The 21,230-nt window shown below is 38.5% G+C and carries 19 protein-coding genes and 1 pseudogene; 18 read left to right on the top strand and 2 right to left on the bottom strand.

Annotation, left to right across the window (positions count from 1 at the left end):
* Positions 1-78 precede the first annotated feature (78 nt).
* Positions 79-465: an SMU1112c/YaeR family gloxylase I-like metalloprotein gene (gene gloA2 / locus ACTJJ9_RS03120; RefSeq protein ID WP_145580180.1), complete on the bottom strand. Its 387-nt coding sequence runs from the start codon at positions 463-465 to the stop codon at positions 79-81.
* Positions 466-619: 154 nt separating this feature from the next.
* On the opposite strand from gloA2, the gene prfA reads away from it, so the two are divergent.
* From prfA to ACTJJ9_RS03090, 6 genes are all read left to right on the top strand, one after another.
* Positions 620-1,690, top strand: a complete 1,071-nt coding sequence (prfA, locus tag ACTJJ9_RS03115) for a peptide chain release factor 1 (protein ID WP_145580181.1) — start codon at positions 620-622, stop codon at positions 1,688-1,690.
* Between the two features lie 6 nt (positions 1,691-1,696).
* The gene (prmC, locus tag ACTJJ9_RS03110; RefSeq protein WP_145580182.1) at positions 1,697-2,557 is read left to right on the top strand and encodes a peptide chain release factor N(5)-glutamine methyltransferase; all 861 of its coding nucleotides are present in this window, start codon (positions 1,697-1,699) and stop codon (positions 2,555-2,557) included.
* A gap of 259 nt (positions 2,558-2,816) precedes the next feature.
* The gene (spoIIR, locus tag ACTJJ9_RS03105; protein WP_145580183.1) at positions 2,817-3,485 is read left to right on the top strand and encodes a stage II sporulation protein R; all 669 of its coding nucleotides are present in this window, start codon (positions 2,817-2,819) and stop codon (positions 3,483-3,485) included.
* A gap of 176 nt (positions 3,486-3,661) precedes the next feature.
* Positions 3,662-4,105: a hypothetical protein gene (locus ACTJJ9_RS03100; RefSeq protein WP_145580184.1), complete on the top strand. Its 444-nt coding sequence runs from the start codon at positions 3,662-3,664 to the stop codon at positions 4,103-4,105.
* Positions 4,106-4,259: 154 nt separating this feature from the next.
* On the top strand, positions 4,260-5,303 hold the full coding sequence (locus ACTJJ9_RS03095) for an L-threonylcarbamoyladenylate synthase (RefSeq protein WP_145580185.1): 1,044 nt from the start codon (positions 4,260-4,262) through the stop codon (positions 5,301-5,303).
* 325 nt (positions 5,304-5,628) lie between these two features.
* Positions 5,629-6,189, top strand: coding sequence for a manganese efflux pump MntP (locus ACTJJ9_RS03090; protein WP_095301774.1), 561 nt, complete (start codon positions 5,629-5,631; stop codon positions 6,187-6,189).
* A gap of 184 nt (positions 6,190-6,373) precedes the next feature.
* Here ACTJJ9_RS03090 and ACTJJ9_RS03085 read toward each other — a convergent pair whose 3' ends face one another.
* Positions 6,374-7,348 carry a CobW family GTP-binding protein gene (locus ACTJJ9_RS03085; protein WP_145580186.1) on the bottom strand — a complete coding sequence of 325 codons (975 nt, stop codon included), beginning with the start codon at positions 7,346-7,348 and terminating at the stop codon, positions 6,374-6,376.
* Positions 7,349-7,589: 241 nt separating this feature from the next.
* Between ACTJJ9_RS03085 and ACTJJ9_RS03080 the strand changes: the two are divergent.
* From ACTJJ9_RS03080 to ACTJJ9_RS03025, 12 genes and pseudogenes are all read left to right on the top strand, one after another.
* Positions 7,590-9,002 (top strand): annotated as a pseudogene (locus tag ACTJJ9_RS03080) (alkaline phosphatase); the annotation flags it as partial.
* A gap of 129 nt (positions 9,003-9,131) precedes the next feature.
* Entirely contained in the window at positions 9,132-9,497 is a 366-nt protein-coding gene (locus ACTJJ9_RS03075; RefSeq protein ID WP_255451759.1) for an LPXTG cell wall anchor domain-containing protein, read from the top strand.
* A gap of 99 nt (positions 9,498-9,596) precedes the next feature.
* On the top strand, positions 9,597-11,018 hold the full coding sequence (locus ACTJJ9_RS03070; RefSeq protein ID WP_145580188.1) for an alkaline phosphatase: 1,422 nt from the start codon (positions 9,597-9,599) through the stop codon (positions 11,016-11,018).
* A gap of 152 nt (positions 11,019-11,170) precedes the next feature.
* A complete protein-coding gene (locus ACTJJ9_RS03065; RefSeq protein WP_255451751.1) occupies positions 11,171-12,184 on the top strand; it encodes a permease in 1,014 nt (337 codons plus the stop codon).
* A 30-nt stretch (positions 12,185-12,214) separates the two neighbouring features.
* Entirely contained in the window at positions 12,215-13,072 is an 858-nt protein-coding gene (locus tag ACTJJ9_RS03060) for a TIGR03943 family putative permease subunit (protein WP_145580189.1), read from the top strand.
* A 444-nt stretch (positions 13,073-13,516) separates the two neighbouring features.
* Positions 13,517-13,966: a low molecular weight protein arginine phosphatase gene (locus tag ACTJJ9_RS03055; RefSeq protein ID WP_145580190.1), complete on the top strand. Its 450-nt coding sequence runs from the start codon at positions 13,517-13,519 to the stop codon at positions 13,964-13,966.
* 26 nt (positions 13,967-13,992) lie between these two features.
* On the top strand, positions 13,993-15,294 hold the full coding sequence (locus ACTJJ9_RS03050; protein ID WP_145580191.1) for a methyl-accepting chemotaxis protein: 1,302 nt from the start codon (positions 13,993-13,995) through the stop codon (positions 15,292-15,294).
* A 41-nt stretch (positions 15,295-15,335) separates the two neighbouring features.
* Complete coding sequence (gene rpiB, locus ACTJJ9_RS03045) at positions 15,336-15,782, top strand: ribose 5-phosphate isomerase B (RefSeq protein WP_095301781.1); 447 nt, start codon at positions 15,336-15,338, stop codon at positions 15,780-15,782.
* An 18-nt stretch (positions 15,783-15,800) separates the two neighbouring features.
* The gene (locus ACTJJ9_RS03040) at positions 15,801-16,373 is read left to right on the top strand and encodes a TIGR01440 family protein (protein ID WP_145580192.1); all 573 of its coding nucleotides are present in this window, start codon (positions 15,801-15,803) and stop codon (positions 16,371-16,373) included.
* Positions 16,374-16,810: 437 nt separating this feature from the next.
* A complete protein-coding gene (gene glyA, locus ACTJJ9_RS03035; protein ID WP_095301783.1) occupies positions 16,811-18,052 on the top strand; it encodes a serine hydroxymethyltransferase in 1,242 nt (413 codons plus the stop codon).
* A gap of 199 nt (positions 18,053-18,251) precedes the next feature.
* A complete protein-coding gene (gene upp, locus ACTJJ9_RS03030; RefSeq protein ID WP_095301784.1) occupies positions 18,252-18,881 on the top strand; it encodes a uracil phosphoribosyltransferase in 630 nt (209 codons plus the stop codon).
* A 115-nt stretch (positions 18,882-18,996) separates the two neighbouring features.
* Entirely contained in the window at positions 18,997-21,219 is a 2,223-nt protein-coding gene (locus tag ACTJJ9_RS03025) for a S8 family serine peptidase (RefSeq protein ID WP_440768440.1), read from the top strand.
* Positions 21,220-21,230: the final 11 nt, after the last annotated feature.

The raw sequence follows: 21,230 nt of genomic DNA, 5'->3' as shown, positions 1-21,230 counted from the left end.
CGTTAGACAAAACAAGTTTATATTCGGCAAAGAAAGTGGAAGTTTTACATAATATGAATACAGCCTGTCGATGTTTGCTTAAGCTTCGTATAGCTCGATAGGAAGCCCATCAGGATCCTGGAAGAAGGTGAATTTCTTATCTGTAAGTGGGTCAATTCGAATCGGTTCTACTTCAACACCTTTACTTGCAAGCTCTTTAACAGCCTCTTCAATTGCTGAAACTTCAAAGGCAAGATGTCGTAAGCCAACAGCTTCAGGCTGTGTAGGTCGCTTAGGTGGATTTGGGAATGAAAATAGTTCGATTTGATAAACATCATTCACCATTAAGTCTAATTTATAGGAATGTCGCTCCTCACGGTAAACCTCATTAAGGATACGAAGCCCAAGTATTTCTGTATAAAACGCTTTAGATATCTCATAGTTTGAGCAAATAATCGCAATATGATGGATTTTGTTTAGATTCATCTTTCTACCTCTTTTCCTATAAGTGCATTCATATAATCATAGTTTACCATCAAAATTTTCCTCTGACTGTATCTGGATGTCAATTTGCTTTTGACGCTTTATCTGACCTATACTATAATTAAAACGTTATGCATGAAAATTGAGGTGAACATGTATGTTAGATCGTTTACAATCGGTTGAAGACCGTTATGAAAAACTAAATCAGCTTTTAATGGATCCGGATATTATCAGTGATTCAAAAAAGCTACGTGAATATTCTAAAGAACAATCAGATTTACAAGAAACAGTTGAGGCTTATCGTGAATATAAAGAGGTTCGTGAGCAGATAGCTGACACGAAATCAATGCTTGAGGAGAAGCTCGATGCTGAAATGCGAGAAATGGCAAAGGAAGAGCTTTCTGAACTAGAAGAACGGGAAGAGGAACTAACAAATCGCTTAAAACTGCTTCTAGTTCCAAAGGATCCGAATGACGATAAAAACGTTATTATGGAAATCCGTGGTGCAGCAGGTGGTGAAGAGGCTGCATTATTTGCCGCAAACTTATATCGTATGTACACCCGTTATGCTGAAACACAAGGCTGGAAAATTGATGTAATGGAAGTAAATGCGACAGGTACGGGCGGATATAAGGAAATTATCTTTATGATTAATGGAAAGGGAGCCTATTCAAAATTAAAATTTGAAAATGGTGCCCACCGTGTTCAACGTGTTCCTGAAACAGAATCAGGCGGACGTATTCATACATCAACCGCAACAGTTGCAGTTCTCCCTGAGGCAGAAGAGGTAGAGGTTGAGATTCATGAAAAGGATATTCGTGTTGATACGTTTGCATCAAGTGGACCAGGTGGACAAAGTGTTAATACAACAATGTCTGCTGTCCGTTTAACACATATCCCAACAGGGACAGTTGTTTCCTGTCAGGACGAAAAATCACAAATTAAAAATAAAGAAAAGGCTATGAAGGTTCTTCGTGCCCGTGTTTATGATAAATTTCAACAAGAAGCACAAGCAGAGTATGACCAAAACCGTAAGCTAGCGGTTGGTACAGGTGATCGCTCTGAACGGATTAGAACGTATAACTTCCCGCAAAACCGTGTAACGGACCATCGTATTGGTTTAACGATTCAAAAGTTAGACCAAATTTTAGAAGGAAAGCTTGATGAAGTGATTGATGCATTAATCGTTGAGGATCAATCAAGCCGTCTTCAAGCTGCGCAAGATTAAAAATAGATGAAATATGTATTCGAAGCCCTGAACTGGGCTTCTTCTTTTTTAAAGGAAGCGGGAAGAGATGAAAATGCGGCTGAGCTATTGCTCAAGCATCATTTACAAATGAGTCGGGCATCGATGCTTGCAAATTTGAGACTGGTCCTCTCAGATGAGCAGCTTGAAGCCTTTAAGTCTGATGTTATGAAGCATGCTTCAGGAATACCTGTACAGTATTTGATTGGCTATGAGGAATTTTATGGACGACGTTTTTACGTAAATGAAGAGGTGCTTATTCCCCGTCCTGAAACAGAAGAGCTTGTAGAAGGAATTTTACAGCGAACAAATCAGTATTTTGATGGGGATGAACCGTTAGAAGTTGTAGACGTTGGGACAGGAAGTGGTGCAATTGCCATTACGCTAGCTCTCGAAAATCCAAGATATCATGTACGAGCAATTGATATCGCACAAGAATCATTACAAATCGCAGAAAAAAATGCGCTTGAGCTCGGGGCAAACGTCCAATGGCTTCACGGTGATTTACTTGAACCGATATCAAGTCAAAATAATCTTAAGAAAGTGGATATTCTCGTATCAAACCCACCATATATACCTGACGCTGATATTGAGACACTATCAACAATTGTCAAAGACCACGAACCAATCCGAGCCCTAGCTGGTGGAAAGGACGGATTAAACTTTTACAGAAGGCTTATCAAAGACATGGTGCCTCTACTCAACGAAAAAGCACTAATTGCCTTTGAAATCGGAACAGGACAAGGCCAAGATGTAAAACAACTAATCGAACAAACCCTCCCAACAGCTAAAATTGAAATTATCTCCGACATCAACGGAAAAGAACGCATGGTCTTCGCAGCAAAATAATTGGTTGGGGGACAACTTTTGGTTGGGGGACAGTCCCCCAACCAAGCTTAAAACATGATTTTATGAGATTAACACTCAAAATGGGGGACAGTCCCCACTTCACACAAATCCCCCTAGGACAAGGGTTTGTTCGCTAATAGATTTAGTCTGTGCCCCTTTTTGGGGACAGTCCCCAAAAAAACTAGCAAACTATTTTTGAAAAACTAGTTTAGGAATCTCTCTCTCTGTCCATACTGTTTACCAAGGGAGGAGAGAGATGATGAAAAAACAAAAACTTGCATTTATATATATATTTCTATTATTTATTGGGGCTGTTGCAAATGTCTATAAAGAGCCGGTAGCAGCAAGCACAACAAGTGCTGAGGAGCCTGTCGTTATTCCGGAAGAGGCGATTCGTTTACGGATTCTAGCGAATAGTGATTCTGATGAGGATCAAGCGTTGAAAAGAAAAATCCGTGATGAGGTAAATAAAGAAATCACGCAATGGGTTGCCAAGCTAACTTCAGTAGAAGAAGCGAGAAAATTAATTCAATCAAGATTACCAGAAATTGAAAATATTGTTGAGCGTGTTCTTGATGAGGAAAATAAACAGCAGTCGTACTCAGTAGATTTTGATAATGTTAGCTTTCCAACAAAGCTCTATGGAAATTTCATCTATCCAGCAGGTGAATATGAAGCGATTTTAATTAGTCTTGGTGAGGCAAAGGGTGCTAATTGGTGGTGTGTATTATTTCCACCGCTATGCTTCTTAGACTTCTCGAATAGTGAAGCAGTTCAAGCCGCAGAACCAGAAGATAGCAATACAAATGACAAAGAAAAAACGGATGAAAAATTAGCAGTACTAGTCGTTGATGAGGAAGAAGAAAAAGAAGAGGAAGTAGAAGTAAAATTCTTCTTAGTAGAATGGTTCCAAGGCTTGTTTTCATAGAAATAAAAAAAGGGTGGGGACAGTCCCCACCCTTAAAAGATCCTATCAACACAACGTTTTCACTAGTAAAATAATCTGTAAAGCGCTTAATTGGGGACAGTCCCCAAAAAAATAGAATAAATCTAGTTTTTGCCTCATAGAGTTGAAGTAGAAATAACAAATTATGAGGTGAGAGTATGTTTTATCAGTTAAAGGTTGCAAAAGAGAAGGATTTAAATAGGCTTGTAGCGTTTGTTGATATGGCTGGGGTCAGTTCAGAGGGATTTGAACGTTTAATAGATTATTTTGTCATAATGGAAAATGAGGAGCGAGAGATTGTCGCCTGTATCGGGATTGAACCAATGGAGGACACAGGGTTATTACGTTCACTTGTCGTATCGGACAAGCTGAAGCAAGCCCACATCTTAACTCTTTTTCAAAGCATTCAATCACTTGCTGAACAAAAAGGATTAAAAGATCTGTATTTAGTCACAAACAAAGAAGCATCTGTCCAATTTTTATCATTAATGGGCTTTGATGAAATTGACCAGGAGAAAATCCCCTCAAAATTAATGGCTTTACAGCATATGAAGGAATCAGCAAATGACACAAATGCAAAAATAATGGTAAAATCCACATAATGTGGATATATCCACATAGTTTTCCACAATAACCACAGCCTTATCCACAAAATGTGGATAAGGCTTGTTTTCATGTCGTTCATTTTATATACTACAAGGACGAATATGCTATGATTAGTAATAGAATTGAACGGTGAAAAGGGAGTTAGAGTAAATGAATACAAAAATATGGACTGTGGATGACTCGGAAAACTTATCCACTAGTTATTCACATATTTCACAAGCAGCAAAATTATTAACAGAAAATGAAGTAGTCGCCTTTCCGACAGAGACCGTTTACGGATTAGGTGCTAACGCTTATTCAGATGAAGCGGTCCAAAAGATTTTTGCAGCAAAGGGGAGACCAGCCGATAACCCGTTAATCGTCCATATTGCTTCGAAAAAAAGTCTGGATGATATCGTGACAAATATTCCTGACTATGTGTATAAACTGATCGATGAATTTTGGCCAGGTCCGTTAACGTTTATATTACCCAAAAAAGGTGAGAGGTTATCGAAACTCGTCACAGCTGGACTTAATACAGTAGGCGTAAGAATGCCTGATCATCAGCTCGCCCTTGCTTTAATTAAGGAGGCAAATGTTCCAATTGCAGCACCTAGTGCAAATCGTTCAGGAAAACCTAGTCCAACCCTTGCCTCACATGTATATCATGATTTAAACGGGAAAATTGGTGGAATTGTTGACGGGGGCCCAACAGGTGTTGGCGTTGAATCAACAGTATTAGATTGTACAACAAACATCCCGGCAATTTTACGCCCAGGTGGAATAACAAAGGAGCAACTTGAAAAGATAGTTGGTGAAGTATCCGTTGACAAGGCGCTTGTTGAAGAGGGACATGCACCGAAGTCACCCGGAATGAAATATACACACTATTCACCAAATGCGCCCGTCATTATAGCAAACGGAAATTATTCATTTATTCAAAAGCTAGTAAATGAATATAAGGAAGCAGGAAAATCTGTAGGTGTACTAACAACAAGTGAAGGAATCCCCTATCTTCAAGCAGATAAAGTCATCGCCTGTGGAAGCAGAGATGATTTACGTACGGTCGCAACAGATCTTTATGATACGTTAAGAACATTTGACGAAACGGATATCGATATTATCATCAGTGAAAGCTTTCCGAAGTCAGGAGTTGGAGAAGCGATCATGAATCGCCTGCTTAAGGCAGCGGGTAACCGTGTAGTAGAAGAATAAAGAATGAATGTCCCAAGCTATTCAAAGATAGCCTTGGGATTTTTTTAATGAATTGATAATGGCAGGTAAAATAGGGCCTCCTGCTCCCTCCACTTGTAAGTTTTCCGCTGACACACTTAGTGCCTCCATCCATGCCCATCCTATAAATTAAAAATTCAAGTGAATAACAAATCATCGTAATGTTTTTAGACACAATCAAAAAATATATCTGACACCATAGGTATCATCAGCTATTAAGGAATAAATAGAGCGGTCTACCCCTTAAAAGTTCTAATTCGAATCGGACGTGCATAAAGTTAACTAGGCGTGTCCGAGGAGGGTAAAGATGAGTTTAGAAACGGTGATAAATGAACTTTTTACATTAATAATTATGGCATTGGCACTTGGCATGGACGCATTTTCTGTAGGCCTTGGGATGGGCTTAATTAGACTTAGAATGAAACAAATCTTTTACATCGGTGTCACAATCGGTGTATTTCATATAGTAATGCCATTAGTTGGAATGGTAATTGGAAGGCTATTAAGTGATACCTTTGGAACGATTGCAACATTGCTTGGCGGTGGATTATTAATATTACTCGGAGCGCAAATGATATTTGCGTCATTTAGTAAGGAAGAAAAGCCGTTAATAACACCTGTAGGAATGGGGCTCATCGTGTTTGCCCTTAGCGTGAGCTTAGATAGCTTTTCAGTTGGTTTAAGCTTAGGAATCTATGGGGCAAAAACGATTTTAACAGTTGCTATTTTTGGAATCATTAGTATGATTTTAACATGGTTTGGACTGCTTATTGGCAAAAGGGTTCAATCATGGATTGGCTCATATAGTGAAGCTCTTGGAGGCAGTATTTTATTTGCTTTTGGCATAAAATTACTTTTTTCCTTTTAACTAGCTCTGAAATTACGGGTAGTTCGGAGCTCTCCATTGCCTCTTGAGATAATCTATTGCAGCAATTCCGAGAGTCACCATATCGCTGGCGTTCCTGTGTATAGAATGACTGCATTACTTATGATGACAAGAAAAAGCCGGGTCTCTATTCATGAATCAAAGAGACTCGGCTTTTTGCTTTAAATTATTTATTTTGTAATAGAAGCTCATATGACTCTTTAATACGCTCACTATCGAGACGATCGCCTATCAAAATAATGATGGAGGGCTGTGATGTCTCAACTTCTTCAACGTAAAGGCGCCCTGAGGAATATTGAAAAGAGTAGGCAGTCGCACCATCGTTAAACGTAATGATTCCCTTTCCTCTAATAACATCGTTAGGAAGTTGTTTAAGCCATGCTTCAAATTCCTTTTTAGTAAACTTAGGGACGTCTGTTAATTTCACTGCTTTTAGCGTTGCATGTTGATGATCGTGCTTATGATTACAATCATCTGAATGACAGCTACATGTTGGCTGCTCAGCTTCTTTCGTAAGCTCTAATGTCTGCACTCTAGATAGCAGCAACTCGTTTATTGCTACATCACCAAATGTTGATTTTATAATTGGCGTTTCGACACTAGTTGTTTTACGTATGGAGGCAAGAATCTTTTCTAGTTTTTTCTCTGTTACTAAATCGGTTTTATTCAATACAATGAGTGAAGCGCAGTTGATTTGTTCCTTTAATAGCGTTCGAATTTCCTTTGAGCTTGAAAAGATACTTTGATATTCAAGATATTGACTCGCATCAACTAAGCTAATGATGGAGCGGATTGCAAAATGATCAATATAAACAGGGGCTGTTATCGCCTCGACGATTTCAGATGGATTGGCAACACCTGTTCCTTCTATGAGCAAAATATCAACAGAGTTGTCAATAAATTGGTTAAGCGTTAATTTTAAATCCTCCTGCATCGAGCAACAAATGCAGCCATTTAATAATTCAACCATTTTTTCTGTCTTAAAAAGATGTGATTCGACATTTGTATCACCGAGTTCATTTAAGATAATGCCAACCTTTTTTCCTTTAAGCTGACTATCCTCTACTAATCTCTTTAATACAGTAGTTTTTCCGCTACCTAAAAACCCACTAATGATATAAACATCGGTTACTTGACTCATAAAAGTACCCCCGTTCTTTTCTGTAGCTAGAAAATATCGTTTTTGTTTTACCTCAAATAGGAAGCATTACGACTAGATCCTTTCTATCATATTTCTTCCTTCGCGCTTCGACAATATTCTTTTCGAAAATTTACAAAATCTTAACGAAATCTACAAAATACGAAAAAGGTAGCTTAACAATATAAAACTACCATTGTATTTGTATGGGAAAAATATATTCAAAGGAGGAAATGTAGTGGTAGTGAAACGTGGATTATCAAAAAAACTAGTCACCTTTGGCGTTTTGTCTACTTTAGTCATTGGAAGCTTTGCAGGATTAAGACAAGAATCGGCAAAGGCGAATACTGAAGAGACACCTGAAATAAAAAACGTCATTTTTTTAATTGGTGATGGGATGGGGCCTTCCCCGATTGCAGCACATCGTTATATGAAGGATGATCCTTCGACAAAAGAAATGGAATTAACGGAATTTGATAAACACTTAGTCGGTATGCAAACAACATATCCTGATGACCCAGCACAGAATATTACAGATTCAGCATCAGCAGCTACTGCTATGGCATCTGGTATCAAAACATACAACAATGCTATTGGGATGGACCCTAATAAAAATCCATACGAAACAGTTCTAGAGCAAGCGAAAGAGGACGGAAAGGCGACAGGTCTTGTTGCAACCTCTGAAATTACACATGCAACACCTGCATCATATGGTGCCCATGATGAAAGTCGTAAAAACATGGATGCGATTGCTAACGACTATTACGATGAATTAATTAATGGCAATCATAAAATTGATGTATTACTTGGTGGCGGCTCTAGCAATTTTATTCCAGAAGACGGTCGCAAAATCGATAATCGCAACCTTGTCGAAGAATTTCAAAAAGATGGGTATAGCTATGTGACGACAAAAGAAGAATTACTAGCTGACGAAAATGAGCAAGTTTTAGGGTTATTTGCAACAGGTGGTCTTCCTAAAATGATCGACCGACCAGACAGCATTCCTTCTTTAGAGGATATGACAAAAGTAGCTATTGATAAATTAAGCAGTGATGAACAGGGCTTTTTCTTAATGGTAGAGGGAAGTCAAATCGACTGGGCTGAGCATGATAATGATATTGTTGGCACAATGAGTGAAATGGATGATTTTGAAAAGGCGTTTAAAGCAGCAATTGATTTTGCTGAACAAGACGGTCACACATTAGTTGTAACAACAGCTGACCATGCAACAGGTGGATTATCACTAGGCGCAAACACAAAGGCTACTCCAAATGGAGATTATAACTTCCATGTAGGGCCAATCAAAGCCTTCAGCAAAACACCTGATTATATTGCGGCAGAAATTTTCGCTGCTGGTCCAAATGCTGATGTAGAAGCAATTATGAAGAAATATATTGATGCTAATTTTTATAGCCAAATTTCAGCGGAAGAAATTCAAGCTGTCAAAGATGCAGTCCAAACAAATAATTTAACAGAAATCGATAATGCAATTGAAGCGATTGTTAATGAGCATTCTGTAACAGGATGGACGACAGGTGGTCATACTGGTGAAGATGTTCCTGTTTATGCATATGGCCCACAAAAAGAACGTTTTGCAGGATTAATTGACAATACAGAACAAGCAAAAATTATCTTTGCATTATTAGAAGAAAATAAAATTCCAGTAACCGAAGATCCGGGGACAGAAAATCCAGATCCAGGTACGGAAAACCCAGACCCGGGCACAAATAACCCAGACCCAGGCACAGAAAATCCAGATCCGGGTACAGATAAACCAGATCCAGGTATGGAAAATCCAGACCCGGGCACAAATAACCCAGATCCAGGTACGGAAAACCCAGACCCGGGTACAGATAAACCAGATCCAGGCACGGAAACGCCAGACCCAGGAGCAGATAATCAAGATCCTGGCACAGATAACAAAGGCAATGACACAAAAGACCCAGGTAACGGCACAGATAAACCAAGTGACGGTACAAAGGATCCAAGTAATGTCTCTGATAAGCCAAGTGTAGATACCGATAATAATGGATTCAACTTACCGAAAACAGCAACAAATGTTTATAACCTATTAATAGTAGGGTTCATCATTCTTATTGCAGGTGGGGGCTTTGTTCTTTACCAAAGAAAGAAAGCAAAAATGAATGCTTAATAGAATGTTACTTTAATAGAAATGCGGGGACGCGCGTACGATTGCGTTCCTAAAATCCCTTATTCATTTTTTATAAGTAAATAAACAGGAGGTAAACCAATGGTCTTTAATCGAGCGATTACGAAGAAGCTTGTCACAGCTGCTGTGTTATCTACAGTCGTTGTTGGTAGCTTTGCGGGTCTGAACCAGGATTCAGCAAAGGCTGAGGATGAATCTGCATCTAAAGTAAAAAACGTCATCTTCCTTATTGGTGACGGGATGGGACCTTCAACAATAGCTGCGCACCGCTATATGATCGATGATCCTTCAACAAAAGAAATGGAAGGTTCGGAGTTTGATAAATATTTAGTAGGTATGCAAACAACATATCCAGATGATCCATCGCAAAATATTACCGATTCAGCATCTGCTGCTACAGCGATGTCTTCAGGATATAAAACATATAACAATGCAATCGGTATGGATAACGACAAGAAGATTTACAAAACGGTTCTAGAACAAGCGAAAGAGAACGGAAAAGCAACAGGGTTAGTTGCCACATCTGAAATCACTCATGCTACACCTGCATCATATGGTGCCCATGATGAGAGTCGTAAAAATATGGATGCTTTAGCAGATGATTATTATGATGAGTTAATTAATGGCGAGCATAAAATTGATGTCCTTCTAGGTGGCGGAGCTTCAAACTTTATTCCTGAGGCAGGACGTAAGAAGGATAATCGTAACCTAGCAGAAGAATTTGTAAATGATGGCTATAGCTTTGTTACAAATAAAGAAGAATTATTAAATGATACAAATGGACAGATTTTAGGATTGTTTGCAAATGGTGGGTTGCCAAAGGCGATTGACCGTGATGAAACAATTCCTTCTTTAGAAGACATGACTAAGGCAGCTCTTGATCGTTTAAGTCAAGATGAAGATGGCTTCTTCTTAATGATCGAAGGAAGTCAAATCGACTGGGCTGAGCATGACAATGATATCGTTGCAACAATGAGCGAAATGGCAGAATTCGAACGTGCATTTAAAATGGCGATCGACTTTGCTGAGCAGGATGGTGAAACATTAGTTGTAACGACAGCTGACCACGCAACTGGAGGATTAACTTTAGGAGCGAATACGAAGGCGGTTGCTAATGGTGATTATAATTTCCATGTAGGACCAATCAAAGCATTTAACAAAACTCCTGATTATATTTCAGCAGAAATCTTTGCGACAGGTGCAGAGGCAGATGTTGAGGCAATTATGAAAAAATACATTGATGCAGACTTCTACAGCCAAATAACAGCTGAAGAAATTCAGGCAGTTAAAGATGCAGCAGCTGCAAACAATGGTACAGAAATTGATAATGCGATTGAGGCCATTGTCAATGAGCATTCTGTAACAGGCTGGACAACAGGTGGACATACCGGTGAAGAAGTTCCTGTCTATGCGTATGGACCAGAAAGCTCACGTTTTAAAGGGTTACTAGACAATACGGACCAAGCAAAAATCATTTTTGATTTATTTGAAAAAGCGAAGTAAATAAGGGGAGAGTAGAAGGTTTTATTGTAAAAACCTTCTACTCTTTATCCATATCCTCATCCACTCACTCTCTTAACAAGATATATCCCAATGATGAATGTTTACTAGAGATGAAAAAATTGTAATGAAACTTGGATAAAGGGGTTTTTATTATGAAAACAACAATGCTGAAGCAATCGAAGGAGATAATTGGTCTCGTTTTAGTTGCACTATTTATCTACTTTTTTATTTTTTGGGACTATAAGCAATTTCAGTCTGAATTTTCGATCCCTCAGCAATGGTTAAATTTGAATACAATATTTTTAAGTATTGTTATTGAAGCAATTCCGTTTATTTTACTAGGTGTTTTTGTCTCTTCACTTATTCAAATCTTTGTGTCGGAAGAAACAGTTAAAAAGTATATACCGAAAAATGCAGTCATTGCCGTTATTCCTGCTGCTTTACTCGGGGCGATTTTTCCTGTTTGTGAATGTGCAATTGTCCCTGTTGTCAGAAGGCTAATTAAAAAAGGAATGCCTCTTCATGTTGCATTTGTCTTTTTAGCATGTGCGCCGATTTTAAATCCTGTCGTTGCAGCATCAACATACTTTGCTTTTCAGTCTAATCCATCTATTTTAGTCGGGCGCATGGGCTTAGCATTCGTATTATCAATGATTATAGGACTTGTCATCTATTTATTTTTTAAAAATAGTAATCAATTAAAGCTAACTTCAGAAGAACTAGTAGGTAATGAAGCGCAAAAGCAAGAAACAACATTGCAAGTAAATAAATGGAAGGCGACCTTTTACCACGCTAGTGATGAGTTTTTTGATATGGGGAAATACTTGATTCTAGGTGCATTTATCGCTAGCTTATTCCAAACCTTCTTAAATCGAGAGGTGCTTTTATCCTTAGGATCAAATGAATTTAGCTCACCGCTTGTGATGATGGGCTTTGCATTTGTTCTGTCACTATGCTCAGAGGCAGACGCCTTTGTTGCAGCATCGTTTGGTACGACATTTGCACCGGGTGCTCTGCTAGCATTCCTCGTTTATGGTCCGATGCTAGATATGAAAAATACGATACTATTATTTGCCTATTTCCGGACGAAATTTGTTCTTTGCTTCATTATCATTGTTACAGCTATCGTCTATTTTGGCGTTATCATCTATCAACAGTTTATTTAAGAAAATAAAAAGAAGAACGGAGGAAAGCAGATGGATCAAACGAATGACTTAGGCTTTCAAAAATATATTCGAGGCATTATTTTAGTAGGCTTCACTTTACTATTATTTAAATTAATTATTTCAGGTGATATTACAAACTTCATTGCCCCTAAAATGCTCCCATTCGTCTATTTTGCAGCGGGGACGTTTTTGATATTAGGGATTCTCCAAATTTGGCGAAGTGATTCAAAGAAGGAATTAGACATTTATTGCGATTGTGGGCTTGATCATACAGGGAAGAGATCACCAGTGAAATCCTTATTTGTATATTCTCTATTTCTCTTTCCTGTTTTAACAGGGTTTATGTTTCCTGAAGTAGTGTTAGATAGTTCCGTCATTAAAAATCGTGGTATAAATTTTGGTACTGCGAATACACAGGTTGAATCAGCACAGACAGCAAGCAATGAAACGAAAACGACGACGGCTGAAACGAGTAGCCCAGAAGCGAAGAGTGTTGATGAAATGTATTTAGAAGGCTTGCTGAATAGTGATAAAATTACAGTAACCGATGCTGAATACTCAAAAATAACAAAGTATATTGAAACTAATTTAGATAAGTTTGTAGGGAAAGAAATTGAAATTGTTGGCTTCGTTTATCGTGAACCTGATTTTGCCCAGGATGAAATGTCGATTTCTAGATTTACAGTTTCATGCTGTGTAGCTGACCTTCAGGTAATGGGAACGATGGCAACAGGGGAAGCAGCAAAAGATTTGAAAAATGATGAATGGGTAAAGGTAACGGGAGTCATTAATAAAACAAACAAAAATGACCGAGACATTCCTTTAATTGAAATCGGCAAGCTTGAAAAAATAGAAGCTCCATCAGACCCGTATATATACGTATTTTAATTGTTAAAAAGTAAAATAGAAGATAGAGGCAATGGTGTTCTCGCATCATTGCCTTTTGTTATGTTTTTTAGCTGAATAGAATAAGAAGATAACAATTTCTACAAAGGAAGTGTATGTCCTTGATGAATTCCCCTTACAATTGAGTAAAGTACATACAATGAAAACGAATTGAATAAAAAGAATACGAGAACAGCTAATGAGAAAAATTCAATAATTGTGATTTTGATTCCTCTGTTTTAAACTGTGAAAGTATCCTATGTTAAATAATAGAGGATAGAAGCTTTTGATTTCTTGTCATGAGGTTATGTATTCAGGAATAATGTAGATAACTACCCTTTCCGTGGAAGGGTTAGAACTAGGTATAAAGAATTATATAAAAATTTCAAAACTTGACTATTTTCTTAATAATATTTCCATTATAATGATAAAAGGGAGTGTTTTTGTATGACTAAAGTACTATTTGTTTGTACAGGAAATACGTGTAGAAGTCCAATGGCAGAGGCATTATTGAAGCATCTGAAAACATCTGAACAAATTGAGGTGAAATCAGCGGGAGTTTTTGCTATGGATGGGAATAACGCATCCCCCAATGCGATTGAGGCGCTACGTGAAAAGGGTATTGCGTGCGAGCATCAATCTTCAAGTTTAAGCCCTGAACTAGTTGAATGGGCAACGATTATTTTAACGATGACGAATAGTCATAAACAATCAGTGATCGATTATTATCCAGACGCGGGGCGCAAAACGTTCACACTTGCAGAATATGTTGGTGAGAAAGGAATGGGGAATAAAGACATTACCGACCCGTTTGGAGGCTCGTTATCTACTTACAAGCAAACATTAGAGGATTTAGAAAAGTACATTTCAAAATTGATAGAACAACTTGAAAGTTAGAAAAATGTTGAAGAGGAGAAACAAGGATGAAAAGCAGAAAAAAATATAAGTTTAGTCTTAGACTGAAGCTTGTCGTGTTTACAACAGTATTGGCGTTAATAACCTATTCAACTAGTGCGTTTTTTATCTATTATCTAGTCAATTTTGCTGACAATATTATTGATGAAGAAGTTTTTACATTAATTACTTTAATATTGGGGATTATTTGGTCAGGGATTCTCACATACTTTGGTGCAGGCTTTATAACAAGAGCCTTACACAGACTTGAAACTGCAGCATATAGAGCAGCAGATGGTGATATTCATGAGGATGTTCCAGTACCGAAAAGCGATGATGAAATTAAAGGCTTAACACTTGCGTTCAATCAAATGCAACAAAATATGAGAAGTATGGTGCAAAGCATTGAGGACAATTTTCAGGAAACAAATGAGCAGGTGAAAAAAATGGCAGTCGCTTCAAGTAATGCTGCAAAGCAGGCGGAAGCAATTTCGACAACTGTTCAAGAAATTTCACGCGGTGCTGATCAATCTGCTAGTTCAATTCAAGAGACAGCCTCAGCGGTAGAGGATATTATTGAATTTGCAACACAAGTAGAAAACAAAGCAGCCTCTTCTGAAAAAATGTCCAATGAAATGGTTTCATCTCTTTCAGAAAGTAAGCAGGTGTATGATTCCTTAATTTCAGGGATACAAAAATTAGCAGAAGAGAATGAAGCATCGATGACAGCGGTACGTCGCTTAGAGGAACATGCGAATGAGGTTTCAACAATTGTTTCGTTAGTTGGCGATATTGCCAATCAAACAAATTTATTAGCATTAAACGCATCTATTGAAGCAGCGAGAGCAGGTGAGCATGGTAAAGGATTTGCTGTCGTGGCAGAGGAAGTAAGAAAGCTTGCTGATGAGAGTGCAAAAGCAGTTCAAGGGATTACAGGGCTAATTGAAAATATACAGCAAGAGGTTCAAAATGTAGTTGGTCAAATCGGAGAACAAGTAGAAACCGCAAAGGCACAAGCACACAATGGCCAAACGTCTGGTAAAATGCTTGAAGAAACGAGTCAATCTATTATGGAAGTTGCTAAAGCTGTTTCGCAAATTAGCGGACTTGTCCAACAACAAATGAATTCTCTACAAACGACTGGTGCACAATCAGAGGAAGTGGCGGCAATTGCTGAGGAGACGTCAGCAGGTGCTCAAGAAGTCGCATCTGCTATTGTCGACCAAACAAACCATATTGAGCAGTTAAATGATTTAAGCGCAAGCCTTGCGGAAAGTGCGGACAAACTAAGGAAAAACATTGATCGATTCAATATCCAAGCGGTAAAATAAAAGGATAGAGATTAAATGTCAAAATTCTTTAGGAGGATACAATGAAAGTAGCAATTGCGTCAGATCATGGTGGTATCAATATTCGTAAAGAAATTATTGCATTATTAGAAGAAATGAACATTGAATATAAAGATATGGGCTGTGAATGTGAAACATCTGTCGATTATCCAGATTATGCGATTCCTGTTGCAAATATGGTCGTAAGTGGTGAAGTAGATAGAGGAATTCTAATTTGTGGGACAGGTATAGGAATGAGTATTGCAGCGAATAAAGTAAAAGGAATCCGTTGTGCCTTAGTCCATGATACATTCAGTGCTAAAGCAACACGGGAGCATAATGACACGAATGTTCTTTCAATGGGTGAGCGTGTTATCGGTCCAGGACTTGCTCGTGAGATCGCGAAAATTTGGTTAACAACTGAATTTCAAGGTGGGCGTCATGCAACACGTGTAGGCAAAATCAGCGAATACGAAAACGAACATTTATAAGAAGGAAGCGGAAAACAAATGGCAAATCTCGAAGGTTGGCAGCGTAATTTATCGGTGCTGTTAGAGGATTTTCATGCCCAGGCCCAATTGGAGGCTGGCGATTTGCTTGTCATTGGGTGCAGTACGAGTGAAGTAATTGGAGAAAAGATAGGTACAGCAGGCTCTGAGGACGTAGCCAAAATGATTTTTCACTTGCTTTCTCAGTTTCAGCAAAGCACAGGTGTGCACCTTGCCTTTCAATGCTGTGAACATCTTAACAGAGCGTTAGTAGTTGAAAAAGCCGTTGCAAAGGAAAAAGGCTTTGACGAGGTGACGGTCATTCCTGTCAAAAAGGCAGGAGGTTCAATGGCGACCTATGCATATCAGCACATGGAACATCCAGCTGTTGTAGAGTTTATAAAAGCAGATGCGGGTATTGATATCGGTGATACTTTTATCGGCATGCATCTAAAGCATGTCGCAGTGCCACTTCGAAGCAAAATCAAACAAATTGGTTCTGCCCACGTTACAATGGCGAAAACCCGTCCAAAGTTAATAGGTGGTTCTAGAGCGGTTTATGAATTAGACATTGATAATCAGACGTGCCGCTAACCAAATGACCTCGGAATTGAACCGAGGTCATTTTTTTGTAGCTTTCGTTCTTCTTTAAACGTTTGTTAAAAATACTAGGCTCTTTTCTAAAAACGGATATATTAATAAGAAATCAACCTTTACTCCAATTTCGCATTTAAATAAAATAGTTGCGGAATTTTCAAACATTATAGTTGACATTGTCAGAAAAAGTAACGAAAATAGGTGTATTAATCTTTTGAACAAAGATGAACTCAAATCGTAATAAAACGAATAATTAAAACATTATTTGCGAATAATATTCGTTTTTAAGGTTCGGTTTTTTGAAAAATAGTAAGATTTACGAAAATATTTTAGAAAATCTATTACATTCTTGCTAATTACCGTGTACAATATAGATGGAATTAGACGTTGTAATTTATCTTATAGGTTTGAAATGAAGGGAGATACGATTCAGAATGAAACATTTACCAGAACAAGATGCGAAAATTTTTGAAGCGATTCAGTTAGAGCGTAAGCGTCAAGAGTCGAAAATTGAATTAATTGCATCAGAAAACTTTGTTAGTGAAGCAGTAATGGAAGCTCAAGGTTCAGTCCTTACAAATAAATATGCAGAAGGATATCCTGGCCGTCGTTATTATGGTGGTTGTGAGCATGTTGATGTTGTCGAAGATATTGCAAGAGAACGTGCAAAGCAAATTTTTGGAGCAGAATATGTTAACGTACAGCCACACTCTGGAGCACAAGCAAACATGGGCGTGTATTTCACGATTTTAGAGCATGGTGATACTGTTTTAGGGATGAACTTATCTCACGGCGGTCACTTAACTCACGGTAGCCCAGTTAACTTTAGTGGTGTTCAATACAACTTTGTTGAATACGGTGTTGACGAAGTAACACATCGCATTAATTATGATGATGTGTTAGAAAAAGCAAGAACACACAAACCAAAATTAATCGTTGCTGGTGCTAGTGCATATCCTAGAGCAATTGACTTTAAGAGATTCCGTGAAATTGCTGATGAAGTAGGAGCGTATTTCATGGTCGATATGGCACACATTGCAGGACTTGTTGCTGCTGGCTTACATGAAAATCCAGTGCCATATGCAGACTTTGTTACAACTACAACACATAAAACACTTCGTGGACCACGTGGCGGTATGATTTTATGTAAAGAAGAATTCGGTAAGAAAATCGATAAATCGATCTTCCCTGGTATTCAAGGTGGCCCGCTAATGCACGTAATTGCTGCGAAGGCAGTTTCATTCGGTGAAGCACTTCAAGATAGCTTCAAAACGTATGCTCAAAACATCATTGATAATGCAAAGCGTTTAGCAGAAAAATTACAATCAGAAGGCTTAACACTTGTTTCGGGTGGTACTGATAACCATTTATTATTAGTAGATGTTCGTTCACTTCAATTAACTGGTAAGGTTGCTGAACATGTGCTTGATGAAATTGGAATCACTGTAAACAAAAATACAATTCCTTTTGAAACAGAAAGCCCATTCGTAACAAGCGGAATTCGTATTGGTACTGCAGCTGTAACAAGCCGTGGCTTCGGTTTAGAGGAAATGGACGAAATCGGTAGCATTATCGCGTTTGCTCTTAAAAACAATGAAGATGCAGCAAAATTAGCAGAAGCTAAGCAACGTGTAGAAGCTTTAACAAGCAAATTCCCTTTATATCGTAATCTATAAGAAAAGATAACAGGACGACAAGTGAATTGTCGTCCTTTTTGCATTGATAAACAAAATAATAAAGCGAGCAATGGAACTAAAAATCCCCTCACTAGTGTTTAAGTCCTGAAAATAATGTATAAATCCATTGATATAACTTGAAACTATTATCGATTTTCTGTAAAATTTATTGAAGTGTTTAAGAAAAGGAGATGATTTGGTGGGGAAGGTATACGTTTTTGATCATCCATTAATTCAACATAAACTTACATATATTCGTGATAAGAATACAGGAACTAAAGAATTTCGTGAGCTAGTTGATGAAGTAGCAAGCTTGATGGCCTTTGAAATTACAAGAGATTTGCCTCTTGATGAGGTTGATGTAGAAACACCTGTTACAACAGCAAAATCAAAAGTTCTTTCTGGGAAAAAGTTAGGAATTATTCCAATTTTACGTGCAGGTCTTGGGATGGTGGACGGTATTTTAAAGCTTATCCCTGCTGCAAAAGTTGGACATGTCGGTTTATATCGTGACCCTGAAACACTTCAACCAGTAGAATACTATGTAAAGCTTCCATCAGATATCGCAGAACGTGAATTAATTGTCGTTGATCCAATGCTAGCAACTGGCGGCTCTGCAGTAGAAGCGATTGATAGTCTTAAAAAACGCGGTGGAAAAAACATTAAATTTATGTGTTTAATCGCCGCGCCAGAAGGCGTTGAGGTTGTGAAGGAAGCACATCCTGACGTTGATATTTATATTGCAGCTTTAGATGAAAAGCTAAATGATCATGGTTATATTGTCCCTGGGTTAGGAGACGCTGGTGACCGATTATTTGGAACGAAATAATTTTGAAGAGAACCTATTTGTAGGTTCTCTTTTTTCATAGAGCAAAGTAGACGTAACACTACACTCTCTACATGATTTTTTCATAATGGAGCAAACTAAGAGTGAGGTGGAACGAATGAACTTAACAACAAGAGCTTCAATCCTTTTTCTCCTAATCATGCTTTTTACAAGCAACGTCCATGCGATTACATATCCTGGACGCCCGCCACTCCCGACTGAAGAGCATTCGAAAATAGAGCAAATGCTATTCGTCGTCGATAAAGAAAATGTCACTTCCTTTAAGCGTAAAGTAAAATCATTTCCAAGCATCAAAATCCGCCAAACGTTTAATCATGTTTTCACTGGATTTTCTTTAGAAGGTCCTCCTAATCTTTTAACACAATTAAAAAAAGAAAATGCCGTTGTACACGCTAGTCCTGTCGTTCCTTTTCAAGCTCAAATTGATGAAAGCGTCCCGTTTATTGGTGGTAAAGATGTTAGAGGGTTATTTGATCAGGTGAATCATCGATTAACAGGGAAAGGTGTGAAAATTGCTGTCATCGATACAGGGATTGATTATCATCATCCTGATCTATCACGGAATTACCGTGGAGGATACGATTTTGTGGATAATGATGATGATCCGATGGAGGCAAGCGATATAAGAGGTAGTGAAACGTTGCATGGAACACATGTAGCAGGTGTCATTGCGGCTAATGGAAAGCTAAAGGGTGTTGCTCCTGAGGCGGAAATTATTGCGTATCGAGCGTTGGGGCCGACTGGTATGGGAACATCTGAGCAAGTAATAGCAGCGATAGAAAAGGCGATTGAAGCAAAGGTCGATATTATTAATCTTTCCCTAGGAAATACGATTAATGGACCTGATTGGCCTACTAGCTTAGCTCTTAATAAGGCGGTTGAGTCAGGGATTGTTGCGGTTACGTCGAGTGGTAATTCTGGCCCGAAGGTTTGGACGGTTGGTTCACCTGGTACGTCTGAGAAGGCAATCTCAGTAGGGGCATCATCCCCACCTTTGCAAATGCCTTATCTAAAACTACATGGTACAAGGCACTTAATTAGAATGAATGAGATGCAAGGTGCCAATGCTTGGGATTTGAAAGGGTCTGAAACGATCGTCTATAAAGGATTTGGAGAAGAGAAGGACTTTAAGGAATCAGTCCATAAACAGGTTGTCCTTGTTGATAGAGGAAAAATGACCTTTACCGAAAAGGCGATCAAAGCCAAAAAGGCTGGTGCAAAGGCGGTTATTATTGCGAATAATGTAAAAGGGCCGTTTGCAGGAGCATTAGAAATGGAACTAGACATTCCCGTTGTTTCTATTTCTAAAGAGGCAGGAGACAGAATAAAGCGAGAGCTAAAGGAACATGATCGTGCACAAACGATCTATATAAAGGAAGAAGACAAGCTAGCCAACTTCAGCTCAAGAGGACCTGTGACAAATACATGGGCAATAAAGCCAGATGTCGTTGCACCGGGTGTAGCCATTACAAGTACGGTTCCACATGGATATTTAGCCCTTCATGGTACAAGCATGGCGGCGCCACATGTAGCAGGGGCATGTGCTCTTATTAAACAAGCCCATCCTGACTGGAGCCCTGAACAGATTAAAGCCTCTTTAATGAATACAGCAAAACGATTAATGAATAAGGAAAAGAATAGACTGAAGCCAACTGAGCAAGGCAGTGGGCGGATAACTATAAAAGAAGCTATTAAGGCAGAAGTGCTAGTCTACCCTGGCTCACTCACTTTTGGGCAATACAATAAGAAGGATTTGCGCACGAAAAAAACGGTAAAACTAACATTAGATAATCAATCCACACAAAAGAAAACGATATCATTCGAAATGCCAAAAGCGAAAATGGGTATCCAATGGAAGCTGCCCACGCCAACCCAGCTAAAGCCAGGTGAGAAAAAACAAGTAGAAATAAGCCTTGATATCACGCCAACCCGCTTAAAAGCAGGAATACATGAAGATTGGCTCGAGCTTGATGCAGGTAAAGAAAGAATAAGTCTTCCGTATATTTATGTTGTGGATGAACCTAACTACCCGCGCTTAATGGGCTTTGAATTTACACATGGGGACAGTCCCCATGAATATAAGTACCAAACGTATTTACCTGGTGGGGCAGATGAGATGGGAATTGCTCTTTATGATCCGGACACATTAGCGTTTATAGGATTTTTGGACTGGCAAAAAAATGTGTCTCGAGGCATTGTAGAAAAAGTTGTGACGAAGGAAAAGCTATCGTTAAAACGAGAAAGCTATAAGGCTGTAGTTTTTGCGAAAAAGGATGGAAAGGAAGATGTAATTGAAACAAATATTTTACTTAGTGAATGATTAATGAGATT

The sequence above is a fragment of the Metabacillus sp. 22489 genome (genome assembly GCF_052044855.1).
Lineage (GTDB): Bacteria > Bacillota > Bacilli > Bacillales > Bacillaceae > Metabacillus > Metabacillus niabensis.
The sequence above is the reverse complement of the archived record's forward strand: the minus strand, read 5'-3'. Positions and strand labels throughout refer to the sequence as shown.